Origin of the sequence: Mycoplasma leonicaptivi ATCC 49890, assembly GCF_000622205.1 — a bacterium.
In the GTDB taxonomy this organism is placed as follows: domain Bacteria; phylum Bacillota_I; class Bacilli_A; order Mycoplasmatales; family Metamycoplasmataceae; genus Mycoplasmopsis; species Mycoplasmopsis leonicaptivi.
This window is the reverse complement of sequence record NZ_JHWE01000016.1, coordinates 1-19301: the sequence shown is the minus strand read 5'-3', so window position 1 is coordinate 19301 and position 19301 is coordinate 1. Positions and strand designations below refer to the sequence as shown.

The window sequence follows — 19301 nt, the reverse complement described above, 5'->3', positions numbered from 1 at the left end:
ATTTAAGAAAAAATCTAAAATAATTGTTCATTCAGATCACGGATATCAATATTCATCAAATAGATATATAAAACTTTCTAAGAAAAATAATTTTAAAATTTCTATGGGTAGAGTTGGTAATTCACTTGACAATAGAGAAGCAGAATATTTCTTTTCTAATATTAAATCTGAAATGTTAAACAAAATTAATATTTCTAAATTAAATTTTTCTGAATTATTAAATCTTATAAAAAATTATGTTGATTGATATAATTTTGAAAGAATACAATCAAATTTACAATGAAAAACGCCTCAAGAAGTTTGAGACGTTAATAAGTATTAATGGTCTAAAATAGACTTCCATGTTTAGATTATCTTCTTTTAAATTATTTGATAAAGTAAATATTATTATTAATTTTTTCATAATCTTGAATTTTATTTATATGTTTATAAAAACTTTTAAAATTTTGAAATTCATCCTTAAAAAGGATTTTATAAACTAGTTCCTCAATTTGATACATAAGAATAATGTTTTCTTCATTTTTTAAAATACTTTCTAATTTAGAAAATAATATTTTTAAATCTTCTTTTGTGTATATGCTTGTTTTTCTTATAAAATTTGAGTATTTTATTATTTGTTCATCACTTAATTCATAAATAATTAGTGGATTATTAATATTTTTTCTTTTATTTCAATTTTTAATAGCAAAATTATATATTTTTAACTCTAAATAAAATAACTTAAACCATTTAGATCTGTAAATTTTTAAGTAAAAAAATAAAGTTGTTTTAGATAAAAAAATCTTATATAAAATTAATATTTTTATCGAAGACATAAGTAAAAACAGAAATAAAAATGATACACAGTAAATTGATATAAGTTTTATAGTTAATAAACTATCATTTTTAATAGTATTAAAATTTAATATTGTTTCTACTATTGTTTGCACAAAATAAAAAATACCAAATGAATAAGTAAAAATTAAAAAAATTGTTGGTAAAATATATTTTTTATTAAAAAATTTTGCTTTTTTATCAAAAAAGAAAGTATCATTTTCTAATAAAATCTTTTGATATAAAATAGATATTAATACCAGACTACAAACAATTCAAAAAAATAAATATAAAATTATATCTTTGAAATGTGAATCAAAATACATAAGATTAAATTAACCTAGATTATCTTCTTTTATTTTATTTGGCAAACTTTTAATATATCATCCTTTATTTTTATCAAAAACCTTTATTAAATTATTTAAGTATAAATAATTATCATCTTTTTTTAACATCTCATTAAGAGAATATATTTTATTTTCTTCTAAATTTTTAAAATAAATATTTTTTCCACCAAAGCCATTATTATTGTATTCACCATATTGTTCAGTTTCACCGATAACAACAAAGTTTGTTATATTTTTTAATTTTAATGCTTCTTTTATTATGAATGATTTTTTTTCTTCAATTTCTGAAAATTTATTAAAAGTATCTTGTAATTCTTTAACATCAGTAACTAGTGATTGAATTGTAATGGAAAAACCTAAAAAATTAAGAACATTTGAAATTGGTTTCTTTAAAACAGGTAAAATAAATTTTTTGCTATCTTTAACAAATTTTGAAAAAACTTCAAAAGTAAAACTTGATGATGCAACATTTTTAACAAAATCAATAATTTCAGTATATTGATTTAAATTTTTTATCAAATAATCAATATGAGTTAAAAAAGCATTAACAACAATTTGTATACCAGAAACAAAACTAATAACTGCAACTAATGGTGTGGTTAAAATTGCTGGTAAACCAAAACCAAAAAACGAAGCTATAAACGATCCAGCAGATAAAATTCCTAAAATAATTTGTATACTATTTAAAACCGTGCTTGCTGTTTGTAAAGATTTCTTTTTATTTAATAAATCCTTTTTTTCTTTTTTAAATTTTTCTATTTCTTCATTATATTCATAAATTTTTGAATAAATTTTTTTTGATGATATATCGGCGGATTCATTTATAAAACCATGCTCAGATTTTAATCTGATTTTTTTAGGTAAATCTTTTGTTTTTATTAAGTTTTTGTTTACGACGCTTTTTATTTTAATTATTTGTTCTTCTGATTTTCTTATAAAGATATTTGTATATCCATTAAATAGTTCCGTATCGCTTTTTAATTTATTTAAAATTAGATTTTTTTTAGTTGAATCGATATCAAGTTTTTTAACACTTTCGATTAATAAAACCTTTTTTTCTTCTTCCGATAATCTTGAAAATCTTTCACCATATTTTCCTTTATCTTTTGAAAGTTTATTAATTATTCTTTCAAAATTAGGATCAAATTCAGATGTTGTTGTATTTATCTTACTAATTATAGAACTATTTTGTGCATTAAAAGAATTTGCAACTGTTGCAACATTACCTAAAGTATTTATAAACTTAAATGTGTTATTCATAATTGTTTATTATTAAAACTTTATAAAGTTTTTAATTACAACATCAGCAATAATGTCGACTTTATCAAATTGAGCAATTCACTCATTGTTAATTAAAGTGTTTTGCGGAACAATATGATCAAAACAAATATTAACAAGTTTATCAAAACTTATTTCAGTTGAATTATCATCAACCCCAGGTACAAATTTTTCAGCATCAATAAATTTTTCAATTCTAATTGAAACAACACTTACTTCATCTGTTTTAGTATTTAATTTTTCTTTAATTTGGTTTAAATTACCTTTGAAAAAATCTAATTCATTTGGAAAACGTAAATCATCAATTATATACATACTATTTTGTTCATTTTTAGATGATTCAATTACTAAGTCTTTAATTTTATTAAAGACTTTTGAACATCAAATATTGTTATCTATTTTTCTACCTACTTCACCCATAGCAATTCAAAGAGGTCTTACAACTTCTTTATCTTTACCATCTCAATTTAACTCATTTAAAATTGGTTCAGTAATACTTTTAATAGGTTGTGCAAATGATAAAACGTGAATGTTATTGTTAAATTTTTCATTACATTTTTGTTTTATAGCATTAGTTAATAAACCTTTACCACTCCTTCTTTTTCCATTAATTAAAAAAATTATATGTTTTCTTTTCATAAAACTCCTTAAAATATTGTTTTATAATTATAATATTAATTATTTATCCAAGTATCAAAAAAATAAATTAATTTGCTTTTTTGTGGAAATAAAAATCACAAACAACACTAAAGGTTGTGAAGTGATTTTTTAACTTTATCTATTTTTTTATACAATTTTACACAAACATTTTTTGAAGCAATGTTGTTTTAATATTTTGCAGTTTTTCGAGTTTTTGCTTGTTTAGTTTAATGACGTTATCAAGAGTTGAAAAGAGTTTTGCGATTTTTTGTTGTTCTTGAAGGTTATTTGTAAAAAATATTTCAATATCTTTTACAACGTGACTCATTAATTTAGGATTACCTACTTCATATATAACATGCTGAAAAGTTTCTTTTTTGAATACATTTGCGAAAAATAAATTTGGTTCATATTCTTTTTTATCTAACACACCACAAACATTAGTTGCAAAAAAATTATTTTTTCTAAAAGATACTGTTCCTGCATTTGCACCATCCGTTGTTCAAGTAATACAATTATGAAACAAGTAATTTTTATAATAACCTAATAAACCATCATTTAATGTTTGTGAAGAATACACAGGATAAATATAATTACCATATTTAAATTTTGAAATACTTTTTTGGTCTAAAACTAAACCTCTTTTAATAGTAAATAATGCACCAACATTATTTTTTATTCACTCACCTTCAAACCCTTCAAACCTAATTTTTGGGACTAAATTATCTTTATCTGCAAACATTTTTTGTAATAATTCTTTTTTAATGTTTTCGAGTTTTTCTATTTTTTGATTTTGAGTATTGATTTGATTATCGATGCTATTGAAAAAAGATAAAATGCGATTACTTTCTTTTAATTTAGGGATTAATATAGATTTGTTTTTAACATAAGTTATATAGTGTCTCGCATGACCATATGATTCAAAGTTTACGCTTTTTAATAAGAAATATAAAAATTTAATATCAAAATCACATTTACTTAAAAGGAATTTTAGTGCACTTGACCTAACTAAAAAAGGGAAATCAACATATTTTATTTCTTGTGTAAAATCATCAAACAATATACATTCATCATTACAAATATTTTTTTCATTTGTATAACCTAATATAAATGCTTTATTAGCAGTTAAAACAGGTGTTTTTCCTTGTTCAAAAAAAACGTTATGTGTTGATATATATTTATCTGGTCTTTTGTAATGAAATAATTCTCGAATTGTTACATTTTCTCACTCTGCTTCAAATCCTTCAAATCTAATTTGAGGTCTGCTCTCTCTCTCTCTCATCTCTATTACTCCTAACAATTTTCTTTAATTATATTATTTTGATTAAAAATGAAAAAAGAAAAAGTCTATTTTGAGAAAATTTCATGAATTTTTTTTAAAAAAGTTTATAAAAAATAATTTCTTTAAGAAATTATTTTATTTTAAAACAAATAATTTTTCTGATACTTGTGCTTTATTTGCTAAATCTGAAATATTGTTTAATTTAGAAAATTGTGTTGTTGATAAAACAATGTGGTTATCAATATTTTCGTTTTTAAAATTATCAAGATTAAGTTCTACAATTTCTTGACCGGCTTCAACTGTTTCGTTAAGTTTTACTTTAAAATTAATACCAATACCGTTTAATTTATAACTATCAAGACCTAAAATAACAACAAGTTCATTACCACAAACAGAATTAAAAATAAATTGGTTTTTGTTAGCAGGTAACATTGTAACTTTACCTTTAAATGGTGCTTTAACAGATAATTTTGATGAATTTAAATCAAATTTAATTGCAAGACCATTTCCTACTAAGTTATTTGAAAAAATACCGTCATTTAAATCTTTAAGTAAAACAATTTCACCAGAAACAGGAGCAAGAACTTCCATTTCATTGGAATGTTTTACATCTGTTTTTTCTGATTTTGAATCATTTGTATCAGATTTAATTTCAATGTTTTGTTCTTTTGATTTTAATAAGTTAGCATATTTTTTTACTTCAAAATTAAGTTCTTCAACAATTTCACCAAGTTCAACTTGAATATGTTTTGCACCTTCAAGAATTAAGACTTTTTTAGAACCAAGTTTTTTTAATTTCTCTTCTGAGACTAAATTAACATTTTTTACATCATATCTTAATTCTGAAACACTATTATTAAAACCTAAAATATTATTTATCCCTCCAAAAGCTTCAACTACATCTAAAACTTTTTTAGGAACTTCATTATAGCAAACACAACCAAAAAAAGGTTTGCATGGGCATTTATTTTCTGTATTCGACATTTTTACCTCTTTTATATTAAATTATTTACCATTAGTTAGTAATTGTACGAAACTTACAACTTCTAATGATGCTCCACCAACTAAGAAACCGTTAATATCTTTTTGTTTACTTAATTCTTCAATATTTTTAGGAGAAACTGAACCACCATATTGCACTACTAATTCATTTGATGTTAATGAATGTATGTATTCACATATATCTTGAGCAATTTCTGGTGTAGCAACCTTACCTGTTCCAATAGCTCAAATAGGTTCATAAGCGACAACTATTTTTGAATAATCTAAATCCTTAACAGAATTTTTAATTTGTTTTTTAACAACCTCTTTTGTTAAACCTTTTTCATATTCTTCAAGTGTTTCCCCGACACAAATCACAGGTACTAAACCATTTTCTAATGCTATTTTTGCTTTTTCATAAACTAAATCATCTGATTCGTTATGATACATTCTTCTCTCAGAGTGACCTAAAACAACAAAAGAAACACCTAAGTCTTTTAACATTTCAACAGATACTTCACCTGTAAATGCTCCTTTTAGATGTTTTGAAACATCTTGTGCAGCAATTTTTAAATCTTTTAATTCATTATTTTGAAATGCAGATAAGTTTGTAAATGGTACTGCGATCCCATAAACAATATTATCATCAATTAAATCTTTTTTATTATTAAATTCAATAACTAAATCTTTTAAAAATTTTTCAGTTTCTGAAAAAGTTTTATTCATTTTTCAGTTACCAATAATTACTTTTTTAACCATAAAACTCCTTGTTTTTTATATTTATATATTTTAACAAAAAAAAGTTTTTTTATTATTTTTTTCAATTTTTATAAAATATTTTAATAATAATATATGAATAACAAAAACAAGGGAAAATTTTTAGAAACAATTATTAACAAAACTCTTAATTACTATTGAGAAAATAATATTGCTTTTATAGAGAAAAAAGGTCTTGATATATGATTTAAAGAAGTTGAGCACAATAATTTTAAATTAAAATTAAACAATGCTGTAATTGCAAAGAAATCCACCGTAGATTATATTGGTATGTATGAAGGTCGATTTATTTGTTTTGAAGCAAAAACAACACAAGAAGATAGATTTAATTTGCAAAATATAAAACAACATCAGTTAAATTACTTAAATTTAATTCAAAAAAATGGTGGAATAGCATTTTTTATAATTTATTTTTCTCATAGAAATAAATTTTTAAAAGTTAATTTAGAATTTATAAATAAATATTTTGATTCTGAAACCAAAAGTTTTATGTATAAAGACGTTTTAAAAGAATCAAAAGAGTTAGAATTAAATTTCCCTTGTGTTTTAGAATTTATTTAATTTTGATAAAATCAAGCAATGGTAAAAATGAAAAATAAAAATAGAAATTTATATAAATTGTATTTTAAACTACAATTTAGCACTAAAAAATTTTATATCGTTTCTTTGTCTTTCTTTTTAGTTTTTTGATTAATAACAATAATTGATTTTTTAATAAAAAAAGAAAATCCAAATTATCAATTTGTTGATTCTCTTGCTTTGTCGTCTATTATTTTGTTTATTATCAATTTATTTGCAGTAGGTTTATCTATTGGTCTTTTTGCTCATACAATTCAAAAAATAAGGTTATCATCTGAAAACTTTAGAAAAAGAAGTGAAAATAGTAGAATAAAATCAATGAGTCAAACTGAAAAGATTGTTTATGAAAAAGAAAAAGCAAACAAGCAAAATTACGAAATTCCTGAACAAATTTTTATTAAAAAATCTAAATTTAGCTATTACTTTAATTTTATTATATACACAGTTGTTTTTGTTACTTTTATTATTTTGCAATATACCTAAATTTTTAAATCTATTAACAATTTATAAAACATAATCCAAAATAATTAAAGATTTAAAGAAATAATATATTATTTATATATGATAAAAACAATTGATAACAATGACATAAATGAAATTTTAGATTTTTTATACAAACAAGATTCTAAAAAATATTTATTTTTAATTTCGGATATTGAACAATTTGGATTAAATAATGAAAATGTTAAAACTTATGTTATAAAAAATAAAGATAGTTATAATGCAATATTTTTAAAGTTTTATACCAACTTAGTTGTTTTTTATGATGGGAAAACTCAAATAAATAAAAATGAGTTTTATAAACTTGTAAAAGAAAACAATATTAATAATTTTATTTTTTGTTATGAATTTTATGAATTCTTCTTTAAATTTATTGATGAGTTTCAGATTAAACAAACTTTATATACACAACAAATTGCAACACTTCATCAATTAGATTTTGAAAAAAATGTGAATTTAAACGATTTAAAAGCGAAAGAAATTGAATTACAAGATCTTGAAAAAGTAATTGAAGGTAGGTTAAAAATAAAAGAATTTGGTGGTTTAAGCAACCAAACAACAGATATTAATTACTTAAAAAAATCTTTTAACGATGGTTATTATTTTGGTTATATTAAATATAATAATCAAAAGAATGAAATAATGTCACATGCTGCAATATCTGCTAAAAATAAAAAAGTAGCAATGATTGGTGGTGTTTATACAGTTGAAGAATACAGAAGACAAGGGCATGCACAAGATTGTGTAATTTCACTTTGTAATGAAATTTTTAGAAGAAAAATGACACCTATATTATTTTTTAGTAATCCTAATGCTGCTTCAATGTATTATAAACTTGGCTTTAAAGATTATGATAAACTATATGTTTCTTCTGTTTCAATGGATGAAAAATAAAATATCACAAAAGTGATATTTTATTTTCTTATTTTAAAGAATTAAGTGCAAGTTGAACTAGTGTTTTTACCATAGCACCTGTTGGTCTTCCACTTTGTTCTGCTGTTCCAGCAACATCTAAGTGAATATATTCAACATCTTCTGTAAATTCTTTTAAAAACATTGCAGCAGATGAACTTCCTCCACCAGCACCAGATAAATCTGTATTTTTTAGATCAGCAACTGGTGAATTTTTAATTTCTTTTGCAAAAGCTTCATCCATTGGCATTCTTCAAACGAGTTCGTGTTGATTATTTGCAGCTTCTAATAATTCATTTCATGCTTTATCTGTTGTTGATCAAACACCAGTATATGTACTTCCTAAGGCCACTAAAATAGCACCAGTTAAAGTAGCTACATCAACAAGTCTTGTTGCTTTTAAGTTTCTTACAGCATATGTTAATCCATCAGCCATTACTAAACGTCCTTCAGCATCTGTGTTATTAATTTCAACTGTTTTTCCGTTCATAGAAGTTCAAACAGAATCGGGAAGCGAAGCATCACCATTAACTCTATTATCTGTAATACACATAATTGCAGAAACATTTGTTTTTGGTTTTAATTGAGCAATAGCTTTCATTGCAGAAGCAACAAATGCAGATCCGGACATATCAAATTTCATTCCAAGCATTGAACGTCCAGGTTTTAATGAATAACCACCTGAATCAAATGTTATACCCTTACCTACATAAACTGTTTTTTCTGAACTTTGTGGATTTCCATTGTATTCAATAACAACAACTCTAGGTTCATACATACTTCCCCTGTTAACTGAAAGTAATAGACCCATTCCAAGTTTTTCGATTTCTGCTTTATTTAAAACTTTAACTGATAAGTTTGAGTATTGTTTTAAATCATTTTCAACATAACTTGCTAAATATTCAGAGTTACAAATGTTTGGTGGCATAATTTGTAAGTTTCTTGCAAAATTAACTGCATCACTTAAAATTGACACCTCTTCAAATTTTTTCTCATATTTTTCTTTATCTGCTTGTGTTAATAAACTAACATTAAATTTTTCTTCTTTTTTAGAAGTTTTGGCTGAGTAAATATCCGCATTAACATAATTATATGCATCTGTAAAAGCAGATACAACACAAGGAATACATACTTTCCCTTTTACAAATGAATCTAAGTTAATTTGTAAATCTCTTGCTTGATTTGTAAATAAAGTTTTTGCAAAATTATAAACACTTTCATATTTATATGATTTTTCTTCACCCATATAAACAAACGCTTCATTTTTATCAAAAAATTCTGTTACATATCCATTTTTTTTAATAATGGTTGCATCAAATGAATCATCTTTAAAAACAGCATTTAAAAGCATTGAATGATTTCTTGTTTTATCGATTGTTTTGATTTTCATATTTTATCTCCTTTAAATTTAATTTTACACTAATTATTTTCTAAATTAACTATAAACTCAACAAGTGTTGCAACAAGAACACCTTGGGGTTGACCTGCAATATCAGCAGTACCTGCAACATCACAGTGAATAAAATCAATATCTTTTGTAAATTCTTTTAAAAACATTGCTGCTTGACTTGAATCTTGTCTTACAGTTTTACTTCAAGATGCTAAATCAGCAACTTTTGATGATTTATTTCCTTTATTAAAATCTTCATGTAATGGCATTCTTCAAACTTTTTCTTGTGCAATTTTTGCTGAATTTGCAAAAACTTCTCATTTTTGATCATTAGTAGATCAAATACCTGAATAAACGTGTCCTAATGAAGTTAAAATTGCACCAGTTAAAGTTGCAACATCTATTATTGTATTTGGTTTAATAATATCTGCTGCATAATAGATACCATCAGCAAGAACTAAACGACCTTCTGCATCAGTGTCAACAACTTCAACTCATTTACCACTCATTGATTGATAAACATTTTCTGGTAATGAAGCATCTGCATTAATTCTGTTATCAGTTATACACATAATAGCATATGCATTAACTTTTTCTTTTAATAAAGCAAGAATTTTAACGGTGTATGCAGCAATAACAGATCCAGACATATCAAATTTCATACCATCCATATGGTAACCTTTTGTATTAACACCTCCGGTATCAAATGTTATTCCTTTACCTACAATAGCGGTTTTGTTTTTAGATTTTTTATTACCATTATATGATATTATTACAACTCTAGGTTCATGTGTGCTACCTTTGTTTACAGATAACAACAGTCCCATATTTAATTCTTGTATTTCTTTTTTAGTTAATGTTTTAACATGTAAATTCTCTATACCTGAAAAATCTTCAGCAATTTTTGCTGCTAACATTTCTGAATTTAAGAAATTTTCTGGTGTTATTTGTAAATCTCTTGTTTTTTGAACTGATTCAGCAATAACATTTAATTTAAAGACTAATTTTTCAATTTCTTTTCCTGGATTTTCAATATATAAACACATTTGATTTTCTGTTTTATTCGATTCATTTTTTACATTTGTTTTTTTAAATAATTTTGCAATTGCAAATTCATAACTACTTATAAAAACACGTAATAAATCATTAATTGCAAAATGTTCTTGAAATGATTTAACATCAACTAAATAATTTCTGTTTAGTGAACTTGAAAAACTTTTAACTCAAATTGCAAGTTTTTCAAGTGTTAGTTCTTTTTTGTCAAAATATACATATGAAATTTTTTGTGATATGTTATCTGTAACTTTTGAATCTTTTTTTGCTATTCATTCAACCGAATTATCACAACTGATTTTTAATAATTGGTAGTTATCTAAATTATTTTTTACTAATTTCATCTTCACTCCTTTTTAATAAATATAAGTTAATTGCTTCTGATGCTGAGGTTCTATACGCTCGTATTAAACCACCAGCACCAAGTAAAATCCCGCCAAAATATCGAACAACTACTACTAATATATTAGATACTTTTTTAAGATTTATTAATTCTAAAATCGGTTTTCCGGCTGTACCTTTTGGTTCTCCATCATTGTTCATCCCAGCATTTAAAACACCATTATTTGATGTTGTAAAAGCATAACAGATATGTCTTGCTTTTTTATGTTCTTGCTTAAGGTTATTAATAATTTCTTGTACTTGATTTTTATTATTTATTTCAAAATAATAAGATACAAATCTTGATTTTTTAACAATTATTTCTACCTCGTTATTAATCAAATGTCACACCTTTTAAATTTTTTACTCATTGTAAAAAATGTTTTTGAGCTTTTTCTAAATCCAACTTACCTTTTTCTTTATAAAATTTGAAATGCTTGGCATATTTATGAAAACAATCAAAAACTTCTATTTCATCTAAACTTGGTTTTTGAGTTATTTCTAAAAGTTTTTCAGGATAATATTTAGAAACAAGAATTCATATTTTTGTAGAAATATCTTTTTGAGAAAAAATTTCACCTTTTATAGAACCTATTGCTAATAATTTAATAGGTACTTCTTGATCAAGAAATTTTGGCAAAAGAATTCCTGGTGTGTCCAGAAAAAGAAATTCATTATTAATAACTCATTTCTTTTCACGAGTTACTCCTGGCATATTAGCTACTTTAAGTTTTGCTTTTTCAGAAACAAGGTTTATTAAAGTGCTTTTACCACAATTTGGAACACCTATGACAAAAGATTTTATTTTTGTTAAAATTATCCCTTTTTTACGATCTTGTTCAATTCTTTTTTTACTCATCTCTTTTAACTTATTTAAAATTATTTTTTTAGATGATTGTTTTCTTAAATCTAATCATAAAATTTGCTCATTACCAAAACGATTATTTATAGCAGATTTTTTACTTGTATCCATTAAATCACTTTTAGTGATAATAAATAAACGTTGCTTATGTGGTGCAATTTTATCAAAATCTTCATTATAAGAACTGATTGGACACCTTGCATCTAAAACAACAATAAAAATATCAGCTAAATTAGCATTTTCTTTTATTTCATTAAAACCTTTGGCCATATGGCCTGGGTATCATTGAATTAAGTTTTGATATTCTTTTTGATTTTCTTGATTATTCATTTTTACCTTTTTGATATAAATCTATTTTTTGTGTTAATCTTGATATTTCTAAATCTTTTGTTTTAATTTGTGAAAATAAATTTTGCATTTCTTTTTGAATTGTTCCTAATTTATTTTGAGTTTCATTAAATTGATTATTAAACTGATTTATTCAATTAATGATTAATTCTAAAAGCGAGTCTACTTGTTCAATATTGTATCCTTGTATTGAAATAGGGATATTTTTTTGTTTTATAAATTTTATTAGTTCTTCAAATTTTAAATTATCCATTAAAAACCTTATTTAATACAATGGCACAAGCACAAGCTACATTAAGACTTTCAAAGTTAATTGGAATATAAAGATCACAATCACTTAATTTTTGAATATTTTGAGAAATACCATTACCTTCATTACCAAAAACAAATGCAATATTATTTTGTCTAAATTGTACATCATTAATTTTCTTAGCATTTTTCGATAAAAGAGTTTGATATATTAAAAAACCTTTTTTTTGCTTTAAATTATTTAACAATAATTCTAAATTATCAGTACAAAATATGTTAACACTAAATAAAGCACCTTGTGAAGATCTGATAACTTTATCATTATAAATATCAACATTATTTAAAATAATTGTATCAAAGTCAAATGCTTTAGCGAGTCTGATTATTGTTCCAATATTTCCAGGATCTTGTAAATTATCTAAAACTATTGCTTTATTAATTTTAAATTGATCATTTGTTTTAAAATTGCATAAAGCAAAAATATTTTGGGGAGATTTTTGTTCGGATAAATAAGGTACTAAATCATTTGAAATTAATGTTGAATTAGGAAACTTAGCAAATCCTTCAACTTCAAAAATCTCTTGCACAATTCCGGGTATTTTTAGTGCTTCTTCAACAATGTGATATCCATTTATTAAAAACTGTTGTGATTGTTTTCTATATTTAGATTGCTGCAAACTTTTTAAATATTTAATTTTAGGATTTTGTCTACTTGTTAAAATCATTTTTTAATAAAAAATCTTTACCTTTTTGAACTTCGTATAGTGATAAATTAATAAAATCTAATTGTCTCATAATCTCATATCCTATAACACAAACGGAATTAGAAAGATTAATTGATCTCATTTCAGAAACCATAGGAATTCTTAAACAATTATCTAAGTTGTTTTTTAATAAATCTTTATCAATACCAGTAGACTCTCTCCCAAACATAACTCATATTTCATTATTTTTTTGATACTCAGTTTTATAATTAACATCAGCATAAGTTTTTAAACCATATCTTGTTATGTAATAGATATTTTTATATTGATATTTTGCTAAAAAATCATTAATTGAATGATGAATTTCATGTCTTATATCACTTAACATTCTTCCAGCACCAAAACGCTTCAAATATTTTGGATGTAAATCAAAACTAATTGGTTTAATTATGTGTAATTTAGCACCAAGTGCATATGCTGTTCTAATTATACTTCCAGTATTTTGTGGAATTTCTGGTTCAAATAATACAATATTAATCATAACTATCTTTCTGTATTTAAGTCTAAATTAAGTGTTAATTCAAAACTACCTATTTTTACATCTGAGTTGAATAAATCATAATGAAAAATAAAACTATTTTGCGTAAAGTTTTTATATGTTCATAAACTTTTTAAAGGTATTTCTAAGGTTTGCTTACCATTATTAAAATCGAAAATAAATTCTTTTTCTTTTTCAAATTCAAGAAAAATTGAGGCAACACCTGAATTTATTGAAATTTCATTTTCAGAAATTTCAATAAGATTTTTTTCATTATTAACAGGATTGTTAAAAGAAAATGTTGTTATTCCATCTTCTGATGAATATGTTAGTAATTCAGTTGTAAATTTAGTTGTTTTAGGTTCTTCACCTTGATGGATAATTGAAGTAAAATTAATTTTCATATTTTTTTAATGCTTTCATAATGTAGTCAAAACCAAATAAATAAATTGCTTTTGCTAGCTCTGGACCATGTTCTTGTGAAGTGGAAGCAAGTCTAATTGGCATAAATAATTTTTTACCTTTTACGTTTAAATTAATTGAAGTTTGGTTTATTGCATTTTGTATATTTTCAACTTTAAATTCGTTTTCATTAGATAATAAAACTCTAAATTCATTCACAACTTTTAAATCTTGTTCATCGAATTCAACTTTAGTACTTATCGGATTTGTGTATAAACTAAGATTTGATTTTAATTCAGAAATGGTTACAGCATTTTGTTTATATGTTTCAATAAACAACTCAAGTCATTCTGAATTAAACTCATTATTTTTTATATCTAAAAATTGTTTTAATTCTTGATTGTTAGTATTTTTTAAATAATACTTTGAAAATCAATTCATTTTAGAAATATCAAATTTTGATGGACTTTTACTAAGTCTGTTTGGATCAAATTTTTTAATAATTTCCTCTTTTGACATAATTTCAGTAGCATCTTCACTTGTTCAACCTAAAAGAGTTAAAAAATTAAAAATTCCGTGGGGCATATACCCTTCGTTTTTATAATCTTCAACAAATTGTTTAACGCTTAAATCTCTTTTTGAAAGTTTTTTACCTTCCATATTTGTAATTATTGTTAAATGTCCAAATTCAGGTCTTTGCCAATTTAACATATCATAAAGTGCTAATTGTTTAGGAGTATTTCCAATATGTTCTTCACCTCTTAAAACATGAGTAATTTTCATATCATAATCATCAACAACAACAGCAAAATTATATGTAGGGAACCCATCAGATTTGTAAATAACTCAATCGCCAATTTCACTAGAATTAAAGATAATTTCACCCCTAACAATATCATTTCATTTATATTCTATATTTTTAGGCATTGCTAAACGAATTGAATATTCACCAGCATCATATCTTTTTTGTTTTTCTGCTTCAGATATCTTTAATCATTCACGATTGTATCTAAAACTTGGAATGCCGGATGCATCGCTTTCTTCCTTTTGTTTTTCTAATTCTTCAGTAGTGTCATAAGCAATGTATGCAAATTGTTTTTCTAATAAAAAGTTTGCAATTTCTTTATATCTATCTAATTTTTCACTTTGTCTATATTTACCACATTCAGGATTAGGATTCAATGGTGATTCATCTGGAATAATACCTAGTCAAGCAAGGTTTTCAAGTTGTGACCTTTCACCATCTTGCACATTTCTTTTTATATCAGTATCTTCTAATCTAAAAATAAAATCACCATTAAAATGTTTTGTAAATAAATATGAAAATAAAGCTGTTCTTGCTCCACCAATATGTAAATAACCAGTTGGGCTTGGAGCATATCTTGTTCTTATTTTTTTCATTTTTCCCCTTTATATTGTTAAAAAATAAGATGTTAATATCTTATTTTTTTATTATTTTTTAAATTATTAAACTTTTTAAACATTGAAGTTTCTTCTAAAAGACTTTTTTTACCATTATTTAAGTACATTAAATATTGAGATTCACTTATTAGTTTATCATTATATAAAATTTGAATGTAGTATTTTAATATATCTTCTTTAAAGAAATATTGATTTGAACTATATAAACTAACAAGATTTTGCACTTCGTTAAATATTTTATTTTTTATATTTAATGAATATTTATATTTTTTAGCATTTTCGTGAAACTCATCTTTATCAACAATTTGTAAATCTTTATTTGGATAACTTTTTAAATCTAAATCATAATCAATAAACTTAATTGTATTATCTTCAAAAATTGGATATGAGGCTAAATTAATATAGTATAAATTACCATAGTTTTTCTTTAACATTACTATTGAATTATAAAATGATTTTTTAGGTATAAATCAAAGAGCATCATCTTTATAAGTTCAGCCTTTACTTACTTTAAAAGATTCAATAACTCTTGTTCCTTTTAAGGACAAAACGATATGTTTTTTATTATGGAAAATAACTTTAGCATTGCATCACTGTCGATAAAGTTGTGAATTATGTTTATAAGCTTGAACATTAATTATCATTCCGACTTTAATATCACTAAAATCTCACTCCATTTTATTTAACCTTTCTGAAAATAAACTCATTATTATCTTTTTCTAAATAAAATTTATTAAATCTTATTCCAGTTGTTGATCTATTACTTGTAACTTTTCTTTGTGGATTAAGAACGTATTCCTCGGAGTTTATTATTTCATCATCAGAAACTTCATTATCATTATTTTTATCCATTCAAAAACTTACTTTATTATTTTCTGAAATCTTAACAAAATCTTGTGTAATATAACCATAATAATGTTTTTCAGGATAAAGTCTATTTTGAATTTGTTGATTACGTTCTTTTGAAATTTGACTACTTTCAAAATTATCTACTGAATCAAACATTTTTGCTCCTTGATCAAACTCTTTATGACCAAAGAAATTAAATGAATCTAAGTACCTAAATTTAGTATGTGAAAGAACTTTATTATTAGCATCTCTAACAACAATACCAGTTAAACTTTTATCTTTTAAATAACCTGAAAACTTAATTTCATCAGATGTTTTTGGATCGTTTATAACATAATCTTTTTTACCGGCTCATTTTCAAGTATTTTTATAATAAATTTGTGAAATACTTGAACCATAATTCATTGTATCCAAGAATAAATTGTAAAAATCTTGTGACCTATTTCTTGTTTTTTCTTTTGGTAATTTACCTTCTTGTACTTCCTCATATTCTCTTATACCGGTGAAAGTACGGACTCTTTTTCTTACTACACCATTTTTATAAACAAATGGATCGATATTAAATACTGAATTAGGATACATTGTAGCATTGATTCTTGTTCTACGTCCTTCTGGTGCATTATCACCTGGGAAACCATCTTGAAACATTCCTTGTCTTTGTAATGAATCAAAATTATTTAAAAATACTCTTGATCAATCTTCTGAATAAGAAAGTGGTGTAAAGATTCTTGAATCGGTATTATTTTCATCTTTTTTAGGATAAAAAATACCAAAAAATCCTATTGATGATGTATTATTTTCAAAAGCTTTTAAACCAGGATTAACGTCATTCATAGAGAAGTAAGATTCAAATGCATATTTTGAATATTCACGTGGTACAAGTTCTGTTAATGAATAATTGTATTTAATTCTTTTGATATCAAAAGTAAATGAACGACTCGGAGAAACTGCTAAGTTACTTTCTGAACCTTGAACATTATTTGGAAGTTGAATATCATTTGCGATTTTTCATAATTCATTAATTGAAAACTTATTAAATAAGAAACCACTAAAAGTTGCAGGATTAATTCCAAAAAGTTTTAAAGCCTCATTATTTAAATATGCTTTTTTATCTACATCAAAATTTAATAAATTGTAAAAATTATGAGCAAATTTGGCATTTCAATATTGCCTTGAACCATGTTGATGTCCATCAGAAGCGTTTTGTGGATCGTAATAGATTTCAACTCTTTGCTCTTTATCTAAACTAGGAATTTCATTGATCTTTATCGCACCATCCTTTTCAGGTATTGCAGTTTCTGCATAACTATAAGATCAGTGGTGTAAATATTCATGAAAGACAGTCGGCATTAAACCACCAATTATTTGATAAGTTGAAAATCCTTTTTCTGAAACACTACTTCCGTTTATAAAAATATTTCTTGTATCAGGGATATATAAACCATTAGCAAAATTTGGTATAACTTCAAAATTATTAACATTAATTGCTTCTAAGTCAAAAACTTCTGGTCCATATGTAACTTTTCTTTTAAATTCTTGTGCTAATAATATAAGACCATCAATTCCAAGTAAATAAACATGTTTTTTGGTGTTATTTTCTGTAATTGTATGGTAACTATAATCTCTAAAAATAACATTGGTGTATGGATCTTTATATTCAAGATATGTTTGTTTTCCATCAGTTATTTCATATATAGTTCTTGAATATAAATTATAATTTTTAACAATTTTATCACTTTGTTCTTCAGAGATATTTGGTGCTAAACCTATTTCTTCTTTTGTTATAGGAACTAAATAATCTATTTTTCAATTTTCTAATGTATATTTTGTTTTTTGATCAGAAATTTTTTCAACCTTAACCTTTAAGTTCGGATCATATTCAGCATCTGAATTTTTTATTTCTGTTTCATCATCAGAAGGGTTTTCAGGTTTATTTGTTCCTGCGTTATTTGGGGTACTATTAACATTATTATTATCTTGTGAAGATTGATCGTCAACTGTATTTTTTGGTGGTTGTTGTAAATTAGAATCATTATTATTTGTATTACTATCATTTGATGCTTTTGTAGCATCATTATCTTTTTGAGGATTACGCTTACCAGAAGGATTTTGAGGGTCAAAAACAATACCTGTTATTGGTGCTGTGTCATCAATAATTATTCCAGGTTTTTCATTTCCTTTTTTATTAGCTCTATCATTATTTTTTTTACCAAGTAAAATTTCTTTTCAATTTATACATGAAGAACTAATCAAAGGTACACTTAAAAATATACTTGTGATAATACCGCTTTTAACTATTTTTTTTAATTTCATAGCCCCTCCTAAATATATTTATTAATTATAAATTATAAAAAAATGTAATTAAATTATTTTTTAGTCTTTTTAATTAACTTTTAGTACTAAAAACAAAAATAAATTTTGATATTAAACTTTTATTTTTAAATTTACAAATATTATTTTTATTAAAATTTGTAATATTATTTTTAGACCAAAAATAAAAAAACATCAAATATTTGAGATAAACAGGGACACAGATTTGAAACAATTATAATTTTAAAGCACTTCAAGTTTCTTGAGGTGTTTTTCAATTAAGATTTGATTGAAATCTTTCATTATTATATTTTACAATAAACGATTCAATTAATGATTTTAATTCTTTAAAAGTCATTTCCTTTATTTTGTTTAAATATAAACATTCTGTTTTTAATATCGAAAAGAAATATTCAACTTCTCTATTATCTAAGGAATTACCAACTCTAGACATTGAAATTTTTCCATTAATTTTATCAACTAATTTTTTATACTCTTGTGAAGAATACTGATAACCATGATCTGAGTGTATTATTCAAGGTTTAGTAAAACTAATTTCTGAAATATGATCTATTACTAATTTAGTGTCATTATTCGTTGAAATATTTCAAGATAAAATTTTCTTACTTTGATGATGAATAGCAACTGATAAAAATACAAAATTTCCATTAACATCTTTTGGTG

General features: G+C 23.9%; 22 protein-coding genes. 4 read left to right on the top strand and 18 right to left on the bottom strand.

The features are described 5' to 3' along the window. The coding region (locus BU00_RS05195; protein WP_027121163.1) for an integrase core domain-containing protein at window positions 1-322 on the top strand (322 nt) is incomplete at its 5' end. A 43-nt stretch (window positions 323-365) separates the two neighbouring features. Here the strand turns inward: BU00_RS05195 and BU00_RS05445 are convergent. From BU00_RS05445 to tpiA, 6 genes are all read right to left on the bottom strand, one after another. Next, on the bottom strand, window positions 366-1139 hold the full coding sequence (locus tag BU00_RS05445) for a hypothetical protein (protein WP_027121162.1): 774 nt from the start codon (window positions 1137-1139) through the stop codon (window positions 366-368). A gap of 9 nt (window positions 1140-1148) precedes the next feature. Then, window positions 1149-2420 (bottom strand): hypothetical protein, encoded by a 1272-nt coding sequence (locus tag BU00_RS0101340; RefSeq protein ID WP_027121161.1) that lies wholly within the window; start codon window positions 2418-2420, stop codon window positions 1149-1151. A 12-nt stretch (window positions 2421-2432) separates the two neighbouring features. Beyond that, entirely contained in the window at window positions 2433-3077 is a 645-nt protein-coding gene (locus BU00_RS0101335; RefSeq protein ID WP_027121160.1) for a hypothetical protein, read from the bottom strand. Between the two features lie 157 nt (window positions 3078-3234). Further along, on the bottom strand, window positions 3235-4359 hold the full coding sequence (locus BU00_RS04950) for a restriction endonuclease subunit S (protein ID WP_084477540.1): 1125 nt from the start codon (window positions 4357-4359) through the stop codon (window positions 3235-3237). Window positions 4360-4494: 135 nt separating this feature from the next. After that, a complete protein-coding gene (locus BU00_RS0101325) occupies window positions 4495-5343 on the bottom strand; it encodes a PTS glucose transporter subunit IIA (RefSeq protein ID WP_027121158.1) in 849 nt (282 codons plus the stop codon). Between the two features lie 21 nt (window positions 5344-5364). Beyond that, the gene (gene tpiA / locus BU00_RS0101320; RefSeq protein WP_027121157.1) at window positions 5365-6099 is read right to left on the bottom strand and encodes a triose-phosphate isomerase; all 735 of its coding nucleotides are present in this window, start codon (window positions 6097-6099) and stop codon (window positions 5365-5367) included. 93 nt (window positions 6100-6192) lie between these two features. Here tpiA and recU point away from each other — a divergent pair, with 93 nt between their 5' ends. The 3 genes from recU (at window position 6193) to BU00_RS04880 (ending at window position 8091) form a co-directional block, all read left to right on the top strand. Further along, on the top strand, window positions 6193-6678 hold the full coding sequence (recU, locus tag BU00_RS0101315; protein ID WP_027121156.1) for a Holliday junction resolvase RecU: 486 nt from the start codon (window positions 6193-6195) through the stop codon (window positions 6676-6678). 27 nt (window positions 6679-6705) lie between these two features. After that, a complete protein-coding gene (locus BU00_RS0101310; RefSeq protein ID WP_027121155.1) occupies window positions 6706-7179 on the top strand; it encodes a hypothetical protein in 474 nt (157 codons plus the stop codon). Between the two features lie 78 nt (window positions 7180-7257). Continuing rightward, window positions 7258-8091 carry a GNAT family N-acetyltransferase gene (locus BU00_RS04880; protein ID WP_027121154.1) on the top strand — a complete coding sequence of 278 codons (834 nt, stop codon included), beginning with the start codon at window positions 7258-7260 and terminating at the stop codon, window positions 8089-8091. Between the two features lie 28 nt (window positions 8092-8119). Here BU00_RS04880 and BU00_RS0101300 read toward each other — a convergent pair whose 3' ends face one another. The 12 genes from BU00_RS0101300 to BU00_RS04430 all read right to left on the bottom strand — a co-directional run. Continuing rightward, a complete protein-coding gene (locus BU00_RS0101300; protein WP_027121153.1) occupies window positions 8120-9499 on the bottom strand; it encodes a M17 family metallopeptidase in 1380 nt (459 codons plus the stop codon). Between the two features lie 29 nt (window positions 9500-9528). Next, window positions 9529-10896 carry a M17 family metallopeptidase gene (locus BU00_RS0101295; RefSeq protein ID WP_036458815.1) on the bottom strand — a complete coding sequence of 456 codons (1368 nt, stop codon included), beginning with the start codon at window positions 10894-10896 and terminating at the stop codon, window positions 9529-9531. Then, window positions 10877-11275: a YigZ family protein gene (locus BU00_RS0101290; protein ID WP_027121151.1), complete on the bottom strand. Its 399-nt coding sequence runs from the start codon at window positions 11273-11275 to the stop codon at window positions 10877-10879. Before BU00_RS0101290 ends, BU00_RS0101295 begins: the two co-directional genes overlap by 20 nt. After that, window positions 11268-12125, bottom strand: a complete 858-nt coding sequence (gene ylqF, locus BU00_RS0101285) for a ribosome biogenesis GTPase YlqF (protein ID WP_027121150.1) — start codon at window positions 12123-12125, stop codon at window positions 11268-11270. The genes BU00_RS0101290 and ylqF overlap by 8 nt, the downstream gene beginning before the upstream one ends. After that, entirely contained in the window at window positions 12118-12396 is a 279-nt protein-coding gene (locus BU00_RS0101280) for a hypothetical protein (protein ID WP_027121149.1), read from the bottom strand. Before BU00_RS0101280 ends, ylqF begins: the two co-directional genes overlap by 8 nt. Beyond that, on the bottom strand, window positions 12389-13117 hold the full coding sequence (locus BU00_RS0101275; RefSeq protein ID WP_027121148.1) for a TrmH family RNA methyltransferase: 729 nt from the start codon (window positions 13115-13117) through the stop codon (window positions 12389-12391). Before BU00_RS0101275 ends, BU00_RS0101280 begins: the two co-directional genes overlap by 8 nt. Beyond that, window positions 13101-13637, bottom strand: coding sequence for a tRNA (cytidine(34)-2'-O)-methyltransferase (locus BU00_RS0101270; RefSeq protein WP_027121147.1), 537 nt, complete (start codon window positions 13635-13637; stop codon window positions 13101-13103). The genes BU00_RS0101275 and BU00_RS0101270 overlap by 17 nt, the downstream gene beginning before the upstream one ends. Window positions 13638-13639: 2 nt before the next feature. Continuing rightward, the gene (locus BU00_RS0101265) at window positions 13640-14038 is read right to left on the bottom strand and encodes a DUF1934 family protein (protein WP_027121146.1); all 399 of its coding nucleotides are present in this window, start codon (window positions 14036-14038) and stop codon (window positions 13640-13642) included. Further along, window positions 14028-15437 (bottom strand): glutamate--tRNA ligase, encoded by a 1410-nt coding sequence (gene gltX, locus BU00_RS0101260; protein ID WP_027121145.1) that lies wholly within the window; start codon window positions 15435-15437, stop codon window positions 14028-14030. Before gltX ends, BU00_RS0101265 begins: the two co-directional genes overlap by 11 nt. A gap of 32 nt (window positions 15438-15469) precedes the next feature. Beyond that, on the bottom strand, window positions 15470-16135 hold the full coding sequence (locus BU00_RS04440; protein WP_036458820.1) for a DUF402 domain-containing protein: 666 nt from the start codon (window positions 16133-16135) through the stop codon (window positions 15470-15472). Window position 16136: 1 nt separating this feature from the next. Continuing rightward, entirely contained in the window at window positions 16137-18620 is a 2484-nt protein-coding gene (locus BU00_RS04435) for an MYPU_1760 family metalloprotease (protein ID WP_051521836.1), read from the bottom strand. A 232-nt stretch (window positions 18621-18852) separates the two neighbouring features. Further along, the coding region (locus tag BU00_RS04430) for a DDE-type integrase/transposase/recombinase (RefSeq protein ID WP_036458812.1) at window positions 18853-19301 on the bottom strand (449 nt) is incomplete at its 5' end.